17 protein-coding genes are annotated in these 22,361 nt (G+C 64.1%); 3 read left to right on the top strand and 14 right to left on the bottom strand.

What is annotated here, in order from left to right:
• Positions 1–62: 62 nt before the first annotated feature.
• Positions 63–995: a 30S ribosomal protein S2 gene (gene rpsB / locus HMPREF2550_RS06700; RefSeq protein ID WP_038591248.1), complete on the bottom strand. Its 933-nt coding sequence runs from the start codon at positions 993–995 to the stop codon at positions 63–65.
• A gap of 288 nt (positions 996–1,283) precedes the next feature.
• On the opposite strand from rpsB, the gene HMPREF2550_RS06695 reads away from it, so the two are divergent.
• Positions 1,284–1,799, top strand: coding sequence for a M23 family metallopeptidase (locus HMPREF2550_RS06695; protein WP_070763630.1), 516 nt, complete (start codon positions 1,284–1,286; stop codon positions 1,797–1,799).
• Here HMPREF2550_RS06695 and HMPREF2550_RS06690 read toward each other — a convergent pair.
• The 11 genes from HMPREF2550_RS06690 to rimM form a co-directional block, all read right to left on the bottom strand.
• A complete protein-coding gene (locus HMPREF2550_RS06690; protein ID WP_070790438.1) occupies positions 1,796–2,689 on the bottom strand; it encodes a tyrosine recombinase XerC in 894 nt (297 codons plus the stop codon). The two genes, HMPREF2550_RS06695 and HMPREF2550_RS06690, sit on opposite strands and share 4 nt — an antisense overlap.
• A 29-nt stretch (positions 2,690–2,718) precedes the next feature.
• Positions 2,719–3,891, bottom strand: a complete 1,173-nt coding sequence (locus HMPREF2550_RS06685; protein ID WP_070790437.1) for a DNA-processing protein DprA — start codon at positions 3,889–3,891, stop codon at positions 2,719–2,721.
• Positions 3,888–5,396: a YifB family Mg chelatase-like AAA ATPase gene (locus tag HMPREF2550_RS06680; RefSeq protein WP_070790436.1), complete on the bottom strand. Its 1,509-nt coding sequence runs from the start codon at positions 5,394–5,396 to the stop codon at positions 3,888–3,890. Before HMPREF2550_RS06680 ends, HMPREF2550_RS06685 begins: the two co-directional genes overlap by 4 nt.
• Entirely contained in the window at positions 5,383–5,763 is a 381-nt protein-coding gene (locus tag HMPREF2550_RS06675) for a YraN family protein (protein ID WP_070790435.1), read from the bottom strand. Before HMPREF2550_RS06675 ends, HMPREF2550_RS06680 begins: the two co-directional genes overlap by 14 nt.
• A gap of 106 nt (positions 5,764–5,869) precedes the next feature.
• Positions 5,870–6,181: a DUF2469 domain-containing protein gene (locus HMPREF2550_RS06670; RefSeq protein WP_038591265.1), complete on the bottom strand. Its 312-nt coding sequence runs from the start codon at positions 6,179–6,181 to the stop codon at positions 5,870–5,872.
• The gene (locus HMPREF2550_RS06665) at positions 6,181–6,834 is read right to left on the bottom strand and encodes a ribonuclease HII (RefSeq protein ID WP_070790434.1); all 654 of its coding nucleotides are present in this window, start codon (positions 6,832–6,834) and stop codon (positions 6,181–6,183) included. The genes HMPREF2550_RS06670 and HMPREF2550_RS06665 overlap by 1 nt, the downstream gene beginning before the upstream one ends.
• Before the next feature lie 3 nt (positions 6,835–6,837).
• Complete coding sequence (lepB, locus tag HMPREF2550_RS06660) at positions 6,838–7,527, bottom strand: signal peptidase I (protein ID WP_070790560.1); 690 nt, start codon at positions 7,525–7,527, stop codon at positions 6,838–6,840.
• 234 nt (positions 7,528–7,761) lie between these two features.
• Positions 7,762–8,109, bottom strand: a complete 348-nt coding sequence (gene rplS, locus HMPREF2550_RS06655; protein WP_070763618.1) for a 50S ribosomal protein L19 — start codon at positions 8,107–8,109, stop codon at positions 7,762–7,764.
• 116 nt (positions 8,110–8,225) lie between these two features.
• Positions 8,226–10,520 (bottom strand): Tex family protein, encoded by a 2,295-nt coding sequence (locus HMPREF2550_RS06650; protein ID WP_070790433.1) that lies wholly within the window; start codon positions 10,518–10,520, stop codon positions 8,226–8,228.
• A complete protein-coding gene (trmD, locus tag HMPREF2550_RS06645; protein ID WP_083319822.1) occupies positions 10,517–11,725 on the bottom strand; it encodes a tRNA (guanosine(37)-N1)-methyltransferase TrmD in 1,209 nt (402 codons plus the stop codon). Before trmD ends, HMPREF2550_RS06650 begins: the two co-directional genes overlap by 4 nt.
• Positions 11,718–12,218 (bottom strand): ribosome maturation factor RimM, encoded by a 501-nt coding sequence (gene rimM / locus HMPREF2550_RS06640; protein ID WP_070790432.1) that lies wholly within the window; start codon positions 12,216–12,218, stop codon positions 11,718–11,720. Before rimM ends, trmD begins: the two co-directional genes overlap by 8 nt.
• Before the next feature lie 179 nt (positions 12,219–12,397).
• On the opposite strand from rimM, the gene HMPREF2550_RS06635 reads away from it, so the two are divergent.
• Positions 12,398–14,620 (top strand): DUF6493 family protein, encoded by a 2,223-nt coding sequence (locus tag HMPREF2550_RS06635; RefSeq protein WP_070790431.1) that lies wholly within the window; start codon positions 12,398–12,400, stop codon positions 14,618–14,620.
• Positions 14,621–15,964, top strand: coding sequence for an SWIM zinc finger family protein (locus HMPREF2550_RS06630; protein ID WP_070790430.1), 1,344 nt, complete (start codon positions 14,621–14,623; stop codon positions 15,962–15,964).
• Between the two features lie 212 nt (positions 15,965–16,176).
• On the opposite strand, the gene HMPREF2550_RS06625 is transcribed toward HMPREF2550_RS06630, so the two are convergent.
• Complete coding sequence (locus HMPREF2550_RS06625; protein WP_070790429.1) at positions 16,177–21,669, bottom strand: YPDG domain-containing protein; 5,493 nt, start codon at positions 21,667–21,669, stop codon at positions 16,177–16,179.
• Between the two features lie 300 nt (positions 21,670–21,969).
• The coding region (locus HMPREF2550_RS06620; protein WP_168167694.1) for a hypothetical protein at positions 21,970–22,361 on the bottom strand (392 nt) is incomplete at its 5' end.

The raw sequence follows: 22,361 nt of genomic DNA, 5'->3' as shown, positions 1-22,361 counted from the left end.
TCCCGGCCCAACTGCTGGGGCGGACGTGAACCGAAGACGCGGGGTGAATGAAGGGTGAGGTTTTAAGCCTCCTTGTCGGAGCCTTCCTCCTGCTTAGCCTGCTCGGCGGCGCGCACTGCGTGCGGCTGCTCGACCGGTGCGACCTCCTGCGGAGCTGCAGCCTCGGCTGCGGCAGCTGCCTTCGCTGCGTCAGCAGCGGAGACGTCGTCGGAGGATGCGGCCTGCGCAGCGGCCTCGGTGGCCTCTGCTTGCAGCTTGGCGTCGTTGTCGCCTGCGGCGTCGCGAGCTGCGGCGAGCTGACGCTCTTCGCGCTGCTGCTTACCAGCGATGACTGCCTCGCCCACGACGTGGGTGAGCAGCTTGACTGCGCCGATGGCGTCGTCGTTGCCCGGGATCGGGAAGTCGACGAAGTCCGGGTCGCAGTTGGTGTCCAGCACTGCAACAACGGGGATGCGCAGCTTCTGCGCCTCGTTGACGGCGATGTGCTCCTTGTTGGTGTCAACGATCCACAGTGCGGACGGGGTCTTGGTCATGTCGGCGATGCCGCCGAGCACGCGCTCAAGCTTGACACGCTCGCGGGTGAGCATGAGGACTTCCTTCTTACCGCGGCCGGCGTAGCCGTCCTCGGCTGCGTCCATCGCCTGCAGTTCCTTCATGCGGGCGATTCGCTTGGACACGGTCTGGAAGTTGGTGAGCATGCCACCGAGCCAACGGTGGGTGACGTACGGCATGCCGACGCGCTCTGCCTCTTCCTGGATGGACTCCTGCGCCTGCTTCTTGGTGCCGACGAACAGGATGGTGCCGCCGTGTGCAACGGTCTCCTTGACAAACTCGAACGCCTCGTCGATGTAGGTCAGGGTCTGCTGCAGGTCGATGACGTAGATGCCGTTGCGGTCGGTGAAGATGAAGCGACGCATCTTCGGGTTCCAACGACGCGTCTGGTGGCCGAAGTGGACACCGGCGTCGAGGAGTTCGCGCATGGTTACAACTGCCATGGGAATGTCTCCTTTGGAGAAAGTAGTTCGGTTATGTACTGGTCTATGTGCGGGTTTTTATCCCACACCCTGGCACCGTGCGTGCCGTGCACCCCTTCTCGAGGGGACCTTTGCCCGGCCCGCGTGTGTCGGCGCGCGGAGTCAGCTGCGCACAAAAGCGCGCATACTGCCGGGACAACTATACGCGCCACATGCCGCAACTCCTAATTGTGGATAACTCGCGCGCGTTATCCACAGATTTTTCGCTTACTCTTCCGCACAAGCGAAGTATCTGCTTTACATAGACGCATGCAATGCTTATCGACGCCCACCCGCTCCCCCATCACCGCCATCCTCCTTACCCTCCTACTCCTAGTTGCCACTTCTACCCCGGCACTTGCCTGGGTAGACCCCACAACCACCGCATCGCACGCCTCGCAGGTGTTACGGCCCGCCGAAATCCCCTTGAAGAACTGGCAGCCCGGTCACCGCGGGGTGGATCTTGCCGCCGAACCAGGTGACACGATCTACGCCGCAGGAGGCGGCACCGTCCACTTCGCGGGTAACGTCGCCGGCACGCCGGTGCTCTCCATCCACCACCCTGAGGGTTTTCGCACCACCTACCAGCCCGTACGCACCGCACTAAAGAAGGGCGATGCGGTTGCCGAGGGCGACGCCATCGGCACGCTCGCCTACTCCCCTCCAAACGCGCCGAACTCGCACCTCGGGCTGCACTGGGGTGCACTGCGCGGGAAGGACGGCTACTTCGACCCGCTCACGCTCCTGGATCCCCCGCAGATCCGGCTCAAACCGCTTGACGCTTAGGCCCGTGGGTGCGCCTGCTCGTAGACGCGGCGCAGGCGCTGAGCCGAGACGTGCGTGTAGATCTGCGTGGTCTGCAGGCTGGAGTGCCCGAGCATCTCTTGGACAACACGCAGGTCAGCCCCGCCCTCGAGCGTGTGCGTGGCCGCGGTGTGGCGCAACGTGTGCGGCGTGATGTCAGTCAACCCTGCCCGTTGCCCGGCGCGCTCTACGATACGGCGCACCTGCCGTTGGTCGATGCGCGCACCGCGGCTGCCCACGAACAGGGCACGGGTCTTCCCCGCCAGCTCGTCGCGCCCCTGCTCCAGCCAGTCCTGCACGGCCAGGCTCGCCTGTGTGCCAAACGGCACGGTGCGCTGCTTGTTGCCCTTACCGGTAACTCGGGCAACCTGGCGGTCGAAGTCGAGGTCGCCAACGTCTAAGCCGGTGAGTTCGCCGACGCGGATGCCGGTAGCGTAGAGCAGCTCGAGCATTGCGCGGTCGCGTAAGGCTTCGGCGGGGTGAGCGTCGTCGGCGGTTTCGGCCTCGACGAGTGCACCTGCGCGATCGGGGTTGACCACGGTAGGAAGCGGACGGGAGACCTGGGAGGTGACGAGGCGGGCGGCGACGTCGGCGTCGAGAAGCCCTTGCTTGTAGGCCCAAGTGGAAAAGCCTCGCGCGGTGGCGGTACGTCGGGCGATGGTGGTGCGGGCTTTACCGGCGCGTGCGGCGTCGGCAAGCCAGGTGCGCAACGTGTCCAGGGTGAACTCGTCGAGCGTGCGCACGTAGCCACCAAGCGAGCGCAGGTCTGCCGCGTAGGCCTTGACGGTGTTTTCCGAGCGGTTCTGCACGGTGCGCGCGTAGTCGGCGTAGTCCGCCGCGGCGGCGAGGAACTGCGTGCCAACATCACTCATGTCACATGAGTGTACTTGGTCCCCAAACGTTACGTCTGGGTGCGGGACCACACCCGTCGGTTGCGCTGGACCAGCCCACGACGCTCGAGCTCCATGAGCAGGTGTACGGTCAGCCCCGTGCTCATCCCGGCGCTCGCTGCGATCTCCTCTGCCTCGCGCGCCTGGGCGTCATTCGGCGGGGTGGCGTCGTATACGCGCAGCTCGTTGTGGCTGAGCTGCTGGACGGGGTTCGCCGCGTACTCGAGTTCGAGCTGCTCCTCGCCTTCGCTCGTACCGAGCTCGCCAAGCTGAGCGTGAATCTGCTCGCCGTTGAGCACCATCGTGGCATTCCCGTTGCGGATGGCCAGGTTCGCGCCCAGGGAACCCGCGCCCAGGATCGAGCCGGGCACCGCCATCGCCTGCCGGTTGTAGTAGCGCGCCCACTTCAGGGTGTTCAGCGCCCCGGAGCGAAACGCCGCCTCCACCACCACGCTGCCAAGAGTAAGCCCGGCGACCAGGCGGTTCCGGGTAAGGAAACGGTGGCGATCCGGGGAAACGCCTGGCGGATATTCCGTCACCATCGAGCCTCCCGCGGCCACGATGCGGTCGAAGAGGCGCTCGTTGCGCCGCGGGTAGGTAATGCCCGGCCCGCAGGCGGCGACCACCACTGTCGGGGTGCGCGCAGCGAGCGCCGCCTCGTGTGCGACCGTGTCAATCCCGAGCGCCCCGCCGGAGATCACCGTGTAGCGGTGCTTGGCCACCGAGGTAACCAGGTCCTGGGTGACCTGGTGCCCGTAGGCGGTGGCGGCGCGGGTGCCCACGAACGCCACGGACTGCTCGCACAGCTGCGCCAGATCGTGCGCGCCGCGCACCCAGAGCGCATGCGGGGCGGCGGCGTCCGCGATGGGGTTATCCATATTCTCCCGGCTGGCGAAGGCACCGCGCACGAAGGACTCCTCAATGCGTGCGCCGGGCCAGCCGGGTGCCTCCGGGGTGAGCAGGGCGTAGCCAAGCGAGTGCGCCTGTTCCAGGTCTTCTGCGGGTCGGTCCCAGTCATAGCGGCGCTCGGTGGTGCGCAAGAGCGGGCCGAGCCACGAGGCGCGGTGGCGGATGCCGCGGGCGATCTCGTCGGCGTCGCGCCCGGCGCGCAGCAGTTCCTGGAGGTGGGTGGACGGGCCTTCGATGACGCGCGAGAGGTACGCCCAAGACGTTAATGCGCTCATGCGGCACGCTCCTCAAGTCGTGGGGCGTGCAGCTCGCAGGCGCGGGCGACGTGGTCGATATCGGGCACGGCCGCGGCTTCGAGGTCCGCGAGCGTCCAGGCAAGTTTGAGCACTTTGTCCACGCCGCGCTGGGTGAGCTCGCCGTGGCCGAGGCGGTGTTCGAGGAAGGTCATGCCGGCTTCGTCGGCCGGGTGCTCACGGCGCAGCAGCGTGGAGGCCACCTGCGCGTTCGTCAACGCTGCGCCCCACCTGGCGGCGGCGCGCTCGCGGGCGAGGGCCACGCGCTCGGCGATGACCGCGCTGGACTCGGCCCCCTCGGGGCTCAACACCGCGGCGGCCTGGGTGGTGCGGCAGAAGACGTCCAGACGGTCGCGCAACGGGCCGGAGATGTTCGCCAGGTGGCGGGCCCGCTCACTGGGGTGGCAGCGGCATTTTTCTTGCTCCTGCCCGCAGGGGCAGGGGTTGGCAGCCATGATGAGCTGGAAGCTGGCCGGGAAGACCACGGTGCGCTTGCCGCGGGTGAGCCTTACCTCCTGCTGCTCGAGTGGGATGCGCAGGGCGTCGAGGACTCGGGCGGGGATCTCGGAGGCCTCGTCAAGAAATAAGACCCCGTGATGGGCCTGGCTTACCGCGCCCGGCGCAGGGTTGTGTGCTCCCCCGCCGAGCAGCATCGTTTTGGTCAACGAGGGGTGCGGGGCGATGAACGGCCGGTTGGCCACGACCTCGCCGCGCGAGATACCGGCGGCCTGGTGCAGCGAGGTGCACTCGATGCGCTCATGCTGGGTCAAAGGTGGCAGGATCGACGGCAGGCGCTCGGCCAGCATGGACTTGCCGGTGCCGGGCGGGCCCACCAGCATTACGTGGTGGCCGCCCGCGGCAGCGACCTCGAAGGCGGCGCGCTCGTGCGCCTGTCCCGCAATGTCGCGAAAGTCCGGGCCTTCCGAGCTCGCCGCGCAAGCGAACTCCGCGGAAACTGCCTCCAACGCCGGCCCGCCGGTAAGGAACGCGAAGACCTCCCCCAGCGAGTCGGCCAGCCGGATACGGGGATCGCCCACCAGCGCGGCCTCGTGCTGATTCGCGCGCGGGATGATGATGGTCTCGATGTCTTGACGCTGGCGCGCCTGAAGCAGCATCGGCAGGATCGCCTCGACCCGGCGTAGCGTGGCGTCGAGAGCCAGCTCGCCGAGCAGCATCGTCGAGCGCAGCCGCACCTGGGCGCGCGGGTCCAGACTGCCCAGCACCGCGACGGCGACGGGCAGGTCGAAATGCGAGCCCGCCTTCGGCAGGTGCGCGGGCGAGAGTGAGACCATGATCTTCGTGCGCGGCCACGGCAACGCCGCATTGGCCACCGCGGTGCGGATTCGCTCGCGCGACTCTTTCACCGCCGCATCCCCCAGCCCCACCATGTGCATGCCCGGCAGGCCCGGGCCGACGTTGGCCTCCACGGTCACCGGGTGGGCGTGGACACCTTCTACCGTTGCAGTTTGTGTGCTAGCAAGCGCCATCGTCGGCCCCCTGGTAGCGCTGGAGGTGGAACTCGGTGCCGTCGAAAAGCGCCTCGACGACGTCGAAGCGCACCTCGCGATAGTCGTGCTCATAGCCCGCGAGCCACTCGGCCGCGCAGCGCCGCATCGTGGCGAGTTTCTTCGAGGTCACCGCCTCCGCGCCGCCGAAGCTGGTGCTGCGGCGAGTTTTTACCTCCACGCACACGACTGCCCCGTCGGGCGCAAGGAAGATCAAGTCGAGCTCGCCGGATCTACATCGCGCACGATGCGCGAGCAGCTCGTAGCCGGCTTGCTCGTAGAAGGAAATCGCGCTGGCTTCACCGGCGTAGCCGAGCTCGTACTGGTTGGCAAAAGTGGTGTGGTGCATGGCCCCTCCCAAAGTCACTAGGTTTGTTTTGCGGTGCGTTCGCACACGCCGTACCTAGTTAGACTCCGAAACAGGCCCGCCGGTTCCCTTGCGCGCCGAAAAACTTCTAGCGCGGGTCCGGGAAGGTGAGATCCGGCTTGTCCAGCTCCTCGATGTTGACGTCCTTGAACGTAATCACGCGGACGTAGCGGACAAAGCGCACAGCGCGGTACATGTCCCACACCCAGCAGTCCGACATGCGGACCTCGTAGTAGACGTCCCTGCCCTCAGTGTGCGGGATCAGCTCGACCGCATTTGCCAGGTAGAAGCGGCGGTCAGTCTCAACGACGTAGGAGAACTGGCTGGCCACATCCCGGTACTCGCGGTACAGCGAGAGTTCTACTTCGGCCTCGTAGTTATCCAGTTCCTCAGCGCTCATCAAAGCACCCCTTTTGTGTAGACCTCGTGCGCCTCTTTGACGTTGGCATAACTATAACGGTGTTCAGGTGTCGCGCCGTGGCGGCGCACCGCATCCATGTGCACCTTCGTCCCGTAGCCCTTGTGGCCTGCCAGCCCGTAGCCGGGGTATGCCTCGTCCATCTCCGCGATGAGCCGGTCCCGGCTCACCTTGGCCAGCACACTCGCCGCCGCGATGCAGCGCGCCGCGGCGTCCCCGCCGATGACTGGCAGTTGCGCTACGGGCATGCCGGGGATGCGGAAGCCGTCGACAAGCACATAGCCCGGCTGCACTCCAAGCTGGGCAACCGCGCGGCGCGCCCCGTCCAGGTTCGCGGCTTGGATCCCCCGGTGATCGATCTCGGCGGCCGGGATGTGCACGACCGCGTGCGCGAGGCTCAGCTCCATGATGGGGCCAAAGAGTGCTTCTCGACGCCGCGCCGTCAGCTTCTTCGAATCCGTCAGCCCCTCGAGCGCGCGCAGCGGCTCAGGCGGCAGCACACACGCCGCGATAGTGATCGGCCCGAAGCAGGCGCCGCGGCCTGCCTCGTCGACGCCCGCGACCGGCCCCAGGCCCGCCTTGTGCAGTGCGACCTCGTAGGTGCGCAGCTGCTTCAGCCTGCGAACACGCCCCATGCGCTACTGCAGGATGTCCGGGCTCTCCACGCCGCCGAAGCGGTTCAGCGGGAAGACGATACCTAACACCTTGCCGCGGATGTTCTCGCGCGGGATCGTGCCCTCAAGCCCATCGCCCATGTGGTAGCGCGAGTCCGCGGAGTTGGTGCGGTTATCGCCCATCATGAAGTAGTGATCCTCCGGTACCTCAACCGGCCCGAAGTAGGGCCCGCCGCAGGCATCCGAGCCAGTTGTGGGATCCACCGGGTAGTAGGACGGCTGCATCATGTAGTCCTGGTTGATCGGTGAGCCATCAACCATGACCGCCGAGTCACCCTCCTGGCAGGACACGGTCTGGCCGCCTTCGGCGATGATGCGCTTTACCAGCGTGTTCTCATCCTTCGGCACGAGCCCCACCCAGGAGCCGGCCTCCTGCAGCCCGCGGACAAACGTATTGTCGGAGCGGTTGGTGGTAAAGCCGGTATTCCAGGAGTCGGTGCCCTTGAACACGATCACGTCGCCCGGCTTCGGGTCATTGAACGCGTAGGTGACCTTCTCTACGAAGATGCGGTCGCCCGAGCCGTCCTCGCCGTGCAGCGTCGGCTCCATCGAACCCGAGGGGATGACGTAGAGCCGCCCGATGAAGGTCTGGATGAGGAAGATGAACACCAGCGTGAGCACGATGACCATGGGGATTTCCACATACCACGGCATGTCCTTCTTGCCCTCATCCTTGGGCTCCTCGGCCTGGGCCACAGGCGCGCCCTGCTCGGCTGCGGGCGCTGCAGGCGCTGCCGGCACAGTGGTGTCGCGGGGGTACTCCGGCTCCGGGGTCGAGCCGCTCGGATTTCCATTCACGTTGGTCACTCCGCACACTTTAGCAGCCCACGCAAAACGCCCCGCACACCAATACCTGGCGTGCGGGGCGTGTGCCGAAGCTTAAAAAGCTTAGCGACGCTCCTTAATACGAGCTGCCTTACCGCGCAGTTCACGCATGTAGTACAGCTTCGCACGACGGACGTCACCCTTGCGGACAACCTCGATCTTCTCGATGTTCGGGGAGTGCACCGGGAAGGTACGCTCCACGTCGATGCCGAAGGAGACCTTGCGGACCGTGAAGGTCTCGCGGATGCCGCCACCCTGACGACGCACAACGAAGCCGGTGAAGACCTGGGTACGGGTGACCGAACCCTCGATCACCTTCACGTGCACGTCGAGCGTGTCGCCCGGGCGGAAGTCCGGAATGTCGTCGCGCAGCTGGCCTGCGTCTACAAGATCAATAATGCCGTTGCTCATATCAAGCAATCCTTTACGTTTAAGGACAGAGGACCCTAGCGGCTTTTCCCATTCAAGGGCGCTCGGCTGGTTCATGTCGCCTACAACAACCTGCGCAAGTCTACACAGGCAAGACCCTATTTTCCAAATCCGGCACGCTTGAGCGCATCCGCCATCGAACCGCCCGGGGCCTTTTGCTTCTCGACGCCACGTCGTCCCCCACCCCGGCGCTTCCCACCACGCGACTGCGCGGGCTTGCCGCTGCCGCGCTTGGGTTCCTGCCCCGGCTCGTCGTCAAGCCGCAGGCTCAGCCCGATGCGCTGGCGCTCCACATCAACGTCCATCACCTTGACCTTGACCACCTCGCCCGAGCGCACCACGTCGTGCGGGTCGTTGACAAACTTGTGACTCATCGCGGAGACGTGGACCAGGCCGTCCTGGTGTACACCCACGTCCACGAACGCGCCGAAGGCGGCGACGTTGGTGACGGTGCCCTCGAGGATCATGCCCGGGGTCAAGTCAGAAACCTTGTTTACGCCCTCCTTGAAGGTGGCGGTCTTGAACTCGGGGCGCGGGTCGCGGCCCGGCTTGTCCAGCTCGGCGATGATGTCGGTGACAGTGGGCACGCCGAAGGTCTCGTCGGCGAAATCGGCCGGGCGCAGCTTCGTCAGCACCGCACTGTTGCCAATGAGTCCCTTGGTATCCAGCCCGGTGGACGCGGCGATGCGGTTGACCACCGGGTAGGCCTCGGGGTGGACGGCGGAGGCGTCGAGCGGATCGGCCGCGCCCTGGATGCGCAAAAAGCCCGCGGACTGCTCGAAGGCCTTCGGTCCAAGGCGCGGCACCTTGCCCAGCTCCTTGCGCGAGGCAAAGGAGCCGTGCTCGTCGCGGTAGGCCACGATGTTTTTCGCGATCGTTGCGCTCACCCCGGCAACCCGCTCGAGCAGCGGCGCCGAGGCGGTGTTGACGTCCACGCCGACCGAGTTCACGGCGTCTTCCACCACGGCATCCAGTGTGCGCGCGAGTGCGGCCTGGTTCACGTCGTGCTGGTACTGGCCCACACCGATGGACTTCGGGTCCACCTTCACCAGCTCCGCGAGCGGGTCCTGCAGGCGGCGGGCGATGGAGACCGCCGAGCGCAGGGAGACGTCCATGTCCGGAAACTCCTCAGCGGCGATCTCGCTTGCCGAGTACACCGAAGCACCCGACTCCGAGACCACGACCGGTGTGGGCCGCGCGCCACCCGCCTCGGCGATCAGGTCCGCGACTTCACCGGCGAGCTTTTCCGATTCGCGGCTGGCGGTACCGTTGCCCACCGCGATCAACTCCACCGCGTGCTGCGCGCACAGCGAGGACAGCGTCTGCACCGCCTGCTGCCACTGGTTCTGCGGCTGGTGCGGGTACACGATCGTGGTATCGAGCACCTTGCCCGTGCCGTCGATGACGGCGCATTTGACGCCGTTACGGTAGCCCGGATCCAAAGCGAGGGTTGCGCGCTGGCCCGCAGGTGCGGCAAGCAGCACGTCGCGCAGGTTCGTCTTGAACACCTCAAGCGCGCCCTCCTCGGCCTTCTCTTTGAGCCGGACGCGCGTATCCAGGTTGGCCGAGACCTGCAGCTTGGTCCGCCAACCCCACTTGACTGCCTTGGCCAGCCACTCGCTGTCATCGACGGGCAGCTCGAAGCGCTCGGCGATCATGCCCTGGTAGACCGACTCATCGCCCGCGTCCAGGTCGAGGGTGAGCACGCCCTCGTTCTCCCCGCGCAACAGCGCGAGGATGCGGTGCGAGGGCAGGGACTCGAAAGGCTCGTTGAACTCGAAGTAGTCCTTAAACTTCGCGCCTTCTGCTTCCTTGCCTTCAACGACCGAGGAACGCATCGTGCCCGTGGTGTAGAGCCGCTCGCGGACCTCGCCGACCAGGTCCGCGTCGGTGGCGAAGCGGTCGACCAGGATAGCGCGCGCTCCGTCGAGGGCTGCCTTCGTCTCCGCGAAGCCCTCGCAGAGGAAGTCCTGCGCATGCGCCTCGGGGTCGGTGCCGGGGGCGTCGATAAGCTTGTCCAACAGCGGCTCGAGGCCGGCCTCACGGGCGATATCCGCCTTCGTCTTGCGGCGTTTCTTGTACGGCAGGTAGAGATCCTCCACACGCGCCTTGGTATCCGCGTCGAGGATGTCGCGCCTGAGTTCGTCGGTGAGCTTGCCCTGCTCCTCGATCGCCTCGATGACCGTCTGCTTGCGCTCTTCGAGCTCCACGAGGTAGGTGTGGCGCTCCTCGATGTGACGCAGCTGCGCGTCGTCGAGCCCGCCGGTGGCTTCCTTGCGGTAGCGGGAGATGAACGGGACGGTGTTGCCCTCGGCCAGCAGCTTCAAGGCTGCTTCGACCTGGTGCGGTTGTACGTTGAGTTCTGTCGCGATTGTCGCTGCGAGAGATGTCATTGTTGCGATTCTACTGGCCGGGTTGTCCCCGCCCACTGGGTGCCCCGCGGCAGGGCCGCGACCACGGCCTCCGTGGCTTCGGTGTCGCTGAGGGTGGTGCGGCCGGTGATCTCAAGCTGGCACAGCGGGACGTGCGGTGGGCGGCCGTGCTCACCTTCGTAGGCCTGCTCCAGCATGGAGGGCTCGAAGCAGACAGCACCTTTGCGCTCAGTGAGTGTTGCATCGTCTATCCGGTAGCCCGTCTTGGCCAGCGCGCGGCGCATGCGCTTTCGCACTTTGGACCACGCCTGCGGGTCGATGAGCACGTCGAGCCCAGTGCGCACCAGGCGGGAATCGAGGAAGAACACGTCGTCCTCGTCGAGTTCGCCGGCCTGGCGAGCGTTTGCGATGAGATCCGGGCGCGTGGCTTGCGTGCGCGTAAGCGAAGCCTGCCTGCGCCAGGTTGCCACCTTGCCGTGGTCGCCGGAGGTCAGCACCTCCGGTGCCGTGATGCCGCGCCAGGTGCGCGGGGTGGTGTAGCTGGGGGCTTCGAGCAGCCCGTCGGAGAAGCTGTCGTCCTCGTGGCTTTGCGTATTCCCCAGCACCCCCGGGATGAGCCTGGTGACGGCCTCTGCGATGACCAGGGCTGCGACCTCGCCGCCGATGAGCACGTAGTCCCCGATGGAGACCTCGCGCACCCGGTAGCGGGCAGTGGCCTCCTCGAAGACGCGCTGGTCGATGCCTTCGTAGCGCCCGCAGGCCACCACGATGTGGTGCTCGCGCGACCAGGCCTGCGCGTCCGCTTGCGTAAAGGGCGCGCCCGCCGGGGTCGGCACGAGCAGCAGCGGTGCCTCGGGGTCCTCGCCCTCGCGCACGTCGCGTGCCTCGTAGGGCCGGGCTTCGACGCCGCGCCGCTCATCGTGGCGAACCTTGTCGTTGCGGTGCGCCGCCGCCGAGGTGAGCGTTGCGACGTCGGCGTCGCGGTGCGCAACTGCGTCGAGCGCCGGGCCCCACACCTCCGGTTTCATCACCATGCCGGGCCCGCCGCCGAGGGGCGGGGCGTCGACAGACTTGTGGTTGCCCTCGCCCCACTGCCGCAGGTCGTGCACGCCGACCTCGAGGATCCCCTGCTCAATCGCCTTGCCTAAGAGCGCGTGGCGCAGCGGCTCGAGGTATTCGGGGAAGATGGTGACCACGTCGAGGCGCAGCTGCGGGGTGCTAGACATCGAGCAGCCCCTCCGGCGGGGTGATGGTCAGGTAGCCATGCTCCAGGTCCACCTCCGGGACGATGTCCATGACGAAGGGGATGAGCACTTCCCTGCCCTGGTAGTCCACTTCGAGGATCTTGCGGTTCGGGGTGTCCATGACACCGGTGACCTCGCCAATGCGTGCCCTATCCATGCGCACTTCGAGGCCTATGAGCTCATGGTCGTAGTAGCCGTCATCCTCCGCGTCACGCTCAAGTGGTTCGGCATAAAACTTCATGCCGCGCAGGCTGTCGGCGGCGGTGCGGTCGGGGACCTCCTCGAAGCTGACCAAGAGGCGCTTTTGGTGCGGACGTACCGTCTTCACCGTCAGCCGCTGCTCTTTACCAGCTTGGCGGCCTGTGAGCACTGCTCCGACAACAATGTGGTCTTCGGATTCCTCCGTCAACAACTCCACGGCGACCTCACCCCGAATACCGTGGGATTTCACTACGCGACCGATAAGCATTTCCATGAAGCACAAGGCTACCAGCGGCGAATGCGGCGACCCCGCCAAGATCAAGCAACGTGGGCCGCCACTTATGGCCCCAGGATGTGCGACATAGCGAAGCCATTGAAGGGATACGTAATCTGTGTCACGATGCCGGGCAAGAAGCTGCCGCCGCACCAACCTCGACCGCTAAAGGACGCAACGTGAACTACTTTGAGCAACTCTCCAAAGAGCAAGCCGAGAAAGAGCATTGGAAGACCGTCAATTGGTGGCGCCCCGGCATGACCTTGGAAGAAGCCTACGAGACGATTCGCGCCCTCCCGATCGACCCCAAATACCGCATCGAGAACCCAACACAGCCCGAGCAAGAGGGGTGGAACCAATTCAGGGGTGACACATTCATCCAGATTCGCCTGCGCGAGCTGTTTGAGGGCTACACGATCGAGCACGGCGACCCATACTTTATTGGGTTGATGGGGCAGGCCGGCTTCGAGCGCGACTTTCTCCTCTGGCACGACGCCGAGCTCCGGGAAGCACTCATATGGCCGCTCTTTTCCCTCGGCGGCACCCAGGAAGTCAGCTTCACCACCATGGAGAAGAAGTATTGGCCTGGCTGGGCAAAATCGCTTGCTGCGCTGGTGAACGAGGGGATGCTGGACCGCGACCGGCTGCTCGATGAGATGCTCAAAGCACTGAACCGAGGGTTTCCCACCCACCGCGTTCGCTGGTTTACCCAGCATTACGAGGATTTCGCACCGAGCGAGGAGGAAACCACGAAGCGCCAACACCTGCTGATTGCCGCGATGGGTTCGGGAGTGGGCTCTACAACCACGTTCGCTATCAAACAGCTCTCTCGCCTATCGGAGTTGGATGCAGACGGGTTTGTTGCCGCCGCTGCCCACGCCCTGAGTGATTCGAAGGCGACAGCCATCACGGCGCTGAAAATGTTAGAGAAGATCTCGGCCGAGCGTGAAGACCTGACTGCAGGGATCGCCGACGCCGCGCAAACCGGCCTCTACCACGCAAAGGACGAGGTCGTGCGCCGCAGCGCTGCACTCCTTCGCACGCTGAAAAGGGCCGAGCTTATCGACGCCGCCCGTGACACCTTGTCCCCTGTTATGACACTCGAATTGTTCGGGTCCCAGGACACCAGCGGCGCAGACACCCCTGGAGTGCCTTCCGCATCGTTAGCGCAGCACGTCGAGGCGCAGCCTGTTACCCCGTGGACGGACGAGGACGCCCTGTTTCGCACCCGCGAGTTGCTCGCCACGCCCGACGCGGTCGGCTTTGCACTACTCCTTGCCTGGCTGGCTGAAACCGGGCCGCGGGCGTTGGAGATTCTCAAACCCGTGCTGCCGAACGACGGCCCCGCGTCTTCTGTCACCGATGCGCGCTGGCTGTTGGCGCAGTGCCGCTGCTCTCCTGCCGAGGTGGAAGAAGCCAACGCGTTTAGGCTGAGCACTGATCTGAGTAGGGAATCGCTGTTGCGGATCGTTGCCATCGTGCATGGGCTCCAGCCCACGCGCACGTTGCTCTCGACGCCGACGGACACTTTCGGTCTCGTGGACAACACGGAATTCGCCCGCCGACTTGCCACATACTCAAATCGCGATGGCATCTGGCACGACGATGCGCTCCTTGCCCACTTGCGATTGATGGACTACCAGGACGACAGCACTGGTTGCGTGCCTGTGCAGGGAGTGCGAACTGGATGCGACTGCATCCTGTGGACTCCGCCTGAAGACCGATGCACCCAGTGCGGCGAAAGCCGCGTGTGGGTACGCACCGAACAAGGGTGGAAAGACCGAAGCGCACAGCGCGAGGAGGCGCTGCCATTTCTGGTTTCCAGCCCGTACAGCGCAGCCCATTTACCGGCCGAACGCGCAATCGTCGCCCCGAGCTGCGTAGATGCCTACACCCACGACATGGAAGAAGACCTAGATGGAGGGTTGTCGAGCTACACAGAGAAGCAAGACCCCGGCATCGTTGACGTACTGACCTGGCACCCAGGCGCATGGTCACGGCACACCGCCAGGTTCCTGGGCAAGGCCATGGCGAATGTTGATCCCGAAATGCGCGCAATCGCTGCGGAGCTGGTGGCAACGAGGCTCCCGGAATTCATCGATGCGGAAACCACTGCCCGCGAATGGGCGCAGATAGGCAACGTCATCCTTGGCCGTTGGGAGGCCTCGCTTGCCGACGCTGCAACGCTCAACCCAACCTACGTCCATGGCATCCTTGCACACCTCCTGCCTCAGCTGGACCATAAGTCACGCGACCTCGGCAAGCTCATCGAGCTCTTCCGTAACGTGCGACTCGACACCGGCTCGCGAGAACTCGACGCTGCACTGTGCGAATGGCTTGAAGCCTTTAGCGGCAAATCAAAGGCAGCGCAGGCAGCGGCGGCGCTGCTCAAGGAGGCCTAGATGCGCTACACGTACACCCATCCATCCGCCATGACTGACCAGGGCCTCGAGCTTGCCACCAGTGGCGGCACGCGTTTCCACGTGGACGAGCCGCACTTTTTCAGCGGGTTCGTGGAAAACCCGCATATCGTCGCTCGCGGGGTGCTTACCGTCGCAGACTACGCCGCGAAACGCTTCTACACGCCCGTAAACACCGTGGCGCTCGCCGCTCTTGACCCGGTGGTCACCTCCACCCCAGAAGGTCTGCGGTTCGAATCCTTCTCCAGCTGCTGCAGCGCCTATGCCCGCTTGGATGTCACCGACCTTGACGCACAGTCCCACCAGTTGGGCGTGACCAACGTAGACATCAACACCCCGCTGCGTGAAGCGCTTGCGACTGTCACACCGGGCTCGCCGCTCCACCTCACCATTGCCGATGACGCGCTGCACGTCACGACCATGGACAACGCACTGGAAGAGAAAAAGGTCAACCTACCTCTGCGGTGGGTGAAAGGGCTTGCGGAATCGCAGCGTATGAGCGCCACCATGACGCTGCAGCAGGAGCTTACGGGGCCGGAGGCAACAAAGTTCATCACCTCGCTGCCGGGGACATCTACGCCAAACTCCGTGTCGTGGGCCACACCAGCCTTACGGGGCTTGCGCCTGGCATCGAAGCCGTTGAAAGGCGCGGTGTGTTTGCCCGGACCGGAACGTTTGAAACCGCTCCTCCCCCTTCTGCCGTACGTGACCAAGCTGTCGGCATATAGCACCGAGAGTGACGGATCTTCGCAGCCCAAGTCATCCGCATGGGTTGTTGACCTGCCTGGTGCGCGCTTCACAGTAGTGCTCAGCCCGATGAAGACCCGAGGTTTTTCCGGTGAAGGCTCATTGCTGATGTCTCTGATCAGCCGATATGCGGCCGATGATGCTGACCTTGTCTCCGCAGTTCTCGCGTTCGATCCGCACATTGACATCTCCCACCTCGCGGCGGAGACCGGACTCACCCTTGACCGCGTTGAAGACGCGCTCCAAGTCCTTGCTTCAACCGGTCAGGTTGGCTACGACCTCACCCTGGGCGCATATTTTCACCGCCCGCTACCACTTGACCCGAATATGATTGGCAAGCTCAACACACGTCTTAGCAATGCCGAAGAGCTCTTGGCCGGCAACGCAGTCACTCCTCTCGACGGGTACAAAGACGAGTTCACGGTGCGCTCCGGCTCCAATACATACACGGTGAGGCTTGATGACGACGCCGCTGCGTTTGCTTGCACCTGTTTCTGGTTTGCCAAGTACAAAGACACCCGCGGCCCTTGCAAACACGTGTTGGCGGCGAACGCGTTTCGCGAGAGCGCTCGTGAGTAGCCGCAGAAAAGCAAGTTGTCCTGGAGCACCTCAGCTGTCTGAGTGATTTCAGCCGCGGTTTTGTGCCCCCTACCAAACGCCCGCGAGTAGAAGCGCATACTGCGACGCAAGCGGTTGGAAAAGAGTGTTGCCCCGCACCCCCCCCTGAGACGGGGATGCGGGGCACAACGTCGGGCTCATGGTGAGCCCTTAGTTAGGCCGCAAGGATTGGCTTACTTCTTTTCAGAGGAGCCTTCCTGCTGCTTCGAGGACGTGTCCTCCTTCGAAGCACCAGCCTTATCCTGTTCCTCCTTCGAGGAACCAGCGTAGGTCTTGCCCGAAGACCCCTGCAGCTGAAGGTCCTGCACGGAGCTCCCACCGTTTGGCGAGCAGTTGTCATAAATCAACGTCCCACCAAGGATGCCAACGGCAACCAGGGCGAGGCCGCTGGCGACACTCACCAGATCCGCGCCGACCTTGGCCAGCTGCTGGTTTATCGCTTCAACCTGCGTGGCGAGCTGCGGGTTAAACAGCCCGGCTTGCTGCTGCAGCTGCGTGTTCGCGGCCTGGATCTGCGCGTCGAGCTGCGCCGCAACGCCGGATAGACCCGGAATCTGCAACTCGGAGGCCAAACCAACCGGGATCAGCGCCACCAGCGGCAGGCTGAAACCAATTGCGGTCGCCGCGCACTTCGCAATATCGATGCCAACGTTCGTGGCCGACGTATTGCCCGCACCATCAGTCGCGGTGATCTTGTCGCCCGGGCGCAGCACCACACCCGACGGCAACTTGGCGGTCCAGGTGCCGTCTTGGCCGGTCGTGGTCACGACCGTCCTACCACCAACGAAGGTCACCGTGATGGTCTCGCCAGGGCGATCGCCCTTCCCGGCGATCACCCGATTCCCTGGCCTGACCTCATTGATCACCGGCGGTGTGGTGTCGCTGTCTGCCGGGTTCGTTCCCGCTGCCACCTCCTGGCTATTGGTGATGCCGTCACCGTCAAAGTCGCCGTCCGGATCCAGCAAGGCGTTGAGCTCGAATGCGGCGGTTGCCTGGTTCGTCGACCCGTCCTGGTAGGTGAACTGCACTTCCACGCTCGGCCTCGCAAGCGCGGTAAAGGCCTTCACGAACTCGTCCCACCGCTGAGACGCCACCTGGTGCCTGATCCCCGGCAGTTCCTCGGCGACCTTCTCGCGGACCTGCCCAGCGCTCGGCGCGGTCGCCGCGATTTCGCCGCTTGTCGACGCTATCTCGAACGCCCAGCCTTCAGCACCCGCCGACGGTGTGCCGACCGCACGCTTCAGCGGCACATCAGCCTTTCCTGTAAACGGGTTCGCGTTCTCGGTTGCGCCAGCTTCAACGCGAGTCAGTCCGTAGTTCGGTACAAACCTCGCTGCGTCGGAGTTCGGGTCAACGATGGTGATACCGATCTCGCCGACCGTTTCTCCACCGCCAGTAATCACGACCACGGCTATCTGCGGGTCAGTGCCCTCGGGCACCGTGACCTTGACGCTGCCGTCCTCTGCGATCACCACCTTTGAGCCCGGGATCACGTCGCCGCCCTCGTCGATAAGCCTGCCTACCTCATCACCGTTCGGGTGCTCGACTACGCCAATCGCGTGCTCCCCGCCGTCTGCAGGAACGGTGGTGGTATCAGCAGGCTGCACCGTCGGGTCCGGCTTCACCACACGCACAGCGGCCTCGACTACGTCAGTAGAGCCGTCCGGGTACGCCACGAGAACCGGGATGGTGAGTGTCTCGCCCGGCCTCGCGCTCGCAGGCACTGCCACGGTAATTGAGCCGTCCTCATTTATTGTCGCCCCCGTCGGCGCGCCTGCACCTGCGCTGAGTGTTGTGCCCGCAGGCGGCTTGACGATGTTGCCGTCGTTGTCCTTGAACACCGGTGTGCGCACACTGGCGTCTTCACCAGGATTGCCGCTGACCTCGTGGTACTCCGGCGCAAAGCGCTGGCTATCTGTCGGTTGTTGCTGTTTCTCCGCGACGTTGAACGTAAACGTCCGCACCACTGGCTGACCATCAGCCCCGGTGACCGGCCTGCGGTGTGTGCCCACCACAGTCACCGTCACCTCGAAGGTGCCAGCCACTTCCGGGGTGCCCGAAACCTCACCGGTCTCCGGATCAAACGCGACTCCATCCGGCAGACCATCAAACCTGATCGTGCCCGTCGCCGGAGCGTTGTCGACCTCGAGCGTAAACGGAGCAATCGGTACGCCAACGGTGCCCGACTTTTCACCGATTGCCCTGATCACCGCTGGCACGGAGTTGGGATCCTTCGGATCTGTGCCCGCCTGCTTCTCCTCTGTATCGGGGACTCCGTCCCCGTCGTCATCCGTATCTATAACGTCCGGTACCCCATCACCGTTAGTATCGCGCTGGACGGTAAGCACCTTTGTACCTTCAGCGACGGTCGCGCCGCCTTTATCGGCAATGGTCACCGTAACGGGTACGTCGCGCGTTTCCTCGTCTGCGCCCCAGTCGTAGAACTTTTCCGGGTTCGCGATCGCTGTACCGGTTTCCACCTCAACTGTCAGTACGCCAGGTAGTCCCTCGACGGAGACCCTCCCGCCTTCCGGAACGTGCTTCGCCGTCTCGAAAGGCGCAGACTCCCGCCCCTCGACAACGGTGACCGTGTCAGTGATGACCAGCGGATTGCGCTTCCCCGGCTCAATTGGGGTCGCGGGAATCGAGCCCTTGTTCTTCGGGTTCGACCCCTTGACCTTCTCCACCGAATCCGGGACACCATCGCCGTCATCATCCGAATCGACAACATCCGGAGTCCCATCACCATCGGTGTCGAGGTGGAATGCGGCTGTCACATGGTCAGCCGAACCGTCCGGGTACGTCACCGTGACCGGAGCTGCGAACTCTTCGACTGAGTCCTTGTGCAATGCGGAGGCGTCGGCAGTCACGGTGATTGCACCGGTCGCCTCGTCGACACGAACGATGGTGTAGCCCTCCGGCGCCTCAAACTCTTCAGCAAGCACAAATGTCGACCCACCAGACACATCGACTACTCTGCCGTGGCCGCCCTTCAAGGCAGGCGCGGACGTCGCCGGTTTGCCAGGCACGACGAGCACGTTGCCGTACTCCGGCTCGAAGCTCTCGCTATCTGGGATGCCAACGGTGATCATGGCGTCAGCGCGGTCCCCAGAACCATCCGGATACGTGATCTCAACGGGCACGGTGACTTCTGTCCCCGGCTGCGCGTCCCTCGGGATTGTGACAGTCACAGCACCGGTGCGTGGATCCACTGGCGCTTCACCCAGCGGCAGCGGCTTTTCCTTGCCTTCGCGGTCGGTGTACCGCGGAGCCTTCTCCGGGTCTGCGTCCAAGGCAAACGTTGTGTCCTCGGGCATAGCCACCGTCGTATCAGTGGGATCGCCGTGCTCGTCTTCTTCCTTAAAGGTCGGAATCGACGTCACGCCCTCGCCCGGCTTCGCCTCGCCCACGGCGTACTCTGGCTGCACCTGGTCAGCAGTGCGGTCGGTTACTTCGAGGAAGAAGTGCGCGGTACCAGTTGCAGACGTTCCATCTTTGTAGGTGACTTTCACCGGCACATCAATGTCGGCATTTGCCGACGCGTGCTGCGGGAACGTCACTGAGACCTCACCCGTAGCCGGGTCAACGAGAATCTCGTAACCGCGTGGAACGCTAAACCCTTCCGCTAGCTCAAACTTCGTCGGTTCCTGGTTCGCGTCCTCTGCCGTGAGTTCCTCGGCGGTGAGCTCCTCCCGCACGTTTTCGGTCTGAGTGCTGTCGAAGGTCGGTGCCTTCGACGTCGCCGCCTCACCAGGCTGAGCAGCGGTCGACGCATACTGCGGCTGCCAGCCGACGCGCACCGTGAACGCGTCGACTGCAATCGGCCGGCCGCGCCTGTTCGTCTCCGCGTTGATCGGGTACAGATATGCCGCAAATGTCATCGTGGACGTCATGCCATCCGGGAAGAGTGTCTTGTCACCGGTGTCCAGCGAGCACCCGGGAATGGTTCCATTCGTGGCGTGCACAGCATCGCAGACCTTCACGACCTTGCCCGCTTCTGAGTCGATCCACTCGATCTCATACTTCATGCCGTCGACGAAGCGCTTCGGAAGACCGCCAGTCTCGGTGGTCACCACGTCGCCAGGCTTCGCCGGGTTGTCCCCCGTGTCGTAGTCGAGCACGTCAAAGACGGTGTAATCCGAATACAGGACGATACGGTTTTCAAGCAGGAAGGGCTCACGGTCGCTGTAGACGAATCCACCGCCCCAGTTCCCTGGACCGTTGAACACGTACTGCCGACGTGGCAGGAAGGCGTTGTTGTAGAACGGCGTGAACTGCCCCAACCCGTCCAGCTCTTCTGTGGAGAAGAACAACCAATCCCAGTTCACGTGCTTCGGCAAGTTCTTCGCCCCACGGCCGGTGGCGAGCTTATACCAGGTGCCATCCTCAGCACTCGGGGCGACTTGCCCAAACAGGTCGTACGCCTTGTACGTTTTCCCATCCGACAACGTCACCTCGGTGCCGTCGTTGCGGTTCAGATCAGTGAACCGGCTGCGATCATTCCACGCGAAACCGAACGTGCCCTTGAACTGCAGCTGGTAGACGGCATCGCTACCGACGGTGGCGACAGCGGTCTCAGCAATCCACTTCTCCTTGCCCTCCTCGGCCATCTTGCGTTTGATCCAGTTCTGCAGCGCAGCCTCATCGCGGTTGGTCCATCCCCAACCGCGCACCTCTTTGAGGCCATGTTCCTTGGTATACCCCTCCTCAATCTGACGAACTGCGTAGTCAGACAAGTACGAGGCGTAGACCTTCATCCCTGTTGCAGGGACGTCCGGACCGTCGTACTTGTTCAGCAGGTTCGGCGTGAACGCGCCCTGGGAGGTCCAGATGCTCCAAAACAGGTCGCCCTTGATCTGACCAGGTGACGCGTTTCCCCCACCTACCAGAGCGTTCTCGGTGGCATCATCGCGATGCATGATGTCATTACGTATCTTCTCGCCAAACGTAAAGCGCGCGTTGGTCACGCGGTCCGACCCGATGAGCCAGCTCATGCCGCCAAGGACGTCGTACGATGCCGCATCGGGACCGAGGGAACCGAACTTGTACCCATAGAGTTGGGTGAAGTTCTCCGGGTCCGGGTTTTCCACCCACACACGGATCTTCTCGTACTGCGGGCCATTTGGGTCCGCGTCGAACTTCACAACCTCACCCTTGGCGTTGGTGAACGGCTGCATATGAATGGTGTAGCGGCCATCCTCACGCGTGGTCGCCGTATAGACCGGCGAAGTGACACCGCCCTTCTCAGTCCACTGCGCGTACACGCGCACGCCCTCCATCGGGATCGGCCTCCAGGGGTCGCGCGAACCCGGATACACCGAGAGGTCGCCGTTTCGCTGGTGGATAACGTAGCCCTCAATAGACTGGTTCGTGCCCTGCGGTGCGTCGGACTCTATCGCTCCTTTGACCCTGACGGGCTGGTCCGTGAACGTGTAGCGTTCCTCGTCCACAGCAGATTGATAGACGCCATCCGCGTTTCCGCCCGGGTACTCGACCCCATTACCAGCGTCGTTTGGCTGGCCGGTTTGCTCCGGGGTGCCTGCGAAAGCGGTGGCAGCACAGTGCGGAGCGGCAATCGGCTGCGCAAACGGCGCGATAAGTGCAAAAGATAACGCGGCAGCGGCCACTGAGGTACCACGGCGGCGAAGGACGGGGTGCTTCTTCATACAGATTCCTTCGGGACACAGTGCCCCACCATGAGACACCAAAGCGCCACCCAGGCTCCCGCCATCGATCGATCAGGTACCTGGGTACATGCAGTTAACCCTAAGGCTTCCAACACCTGATCGCAAAATATTTTGGGGATCGAATTATCGGGGCTCTTGAGCCCAGTGCAATCCCATCGCAGGCACGCTCATCGGCGCTTTTCGACGCCACGCAAAAGGGTGTTGCCCCGCACCCCCCCCAACCGGGGACACGAGGCAACACCCAACACAAGGCCTACAGTCTAGGCCTCAGCCTGACGGCTACTTCTTTTCAGAAGAACCCTCCTGCTTCGCCGGCTTGTTGTCCTCCTTGGAGGAACCAGCGTAGGTCTTGCCAGAAGAACCCTTCAGCTCGAGATCCTGCACAGAGCTGCCGCCACCGTTCGGGGCGCAGTTGTCGTAGATCAACGTGCCAGCCAGGATGCCTGCAGCGATCAGCGCGAGACCGCCGGCGACCGTTGCAATATCAGCGCCGAACTTGCCCAGCTGCTGGTTGACCGCATCAACCTGTGCAGCCAGCTGCGGGTTGAACAGGCCAGCCTGCTGCTGGATCTGCGTGTTCGCCGCCTGGATCTGGGCGTTTGCCTGAGCGACGAAGTCAGACAGACCCGGAATCTGCATCTGGGTTGCCAGACCGATCGGGATCAGTGCCA

The organism is Corynebacterium sp. HMSC074A01, assembly GCF_001831515.1.
Lineage (GTDB): Bacteria > Actinomycetota > Actinomycetes > Mycobacteriales > Mycobacteriaceae > Corynebacterium.
Note: the sequence above shows the minus strand (reverse complement) of the source record. Positions and strands in the feature narration are given on the sequence as shown.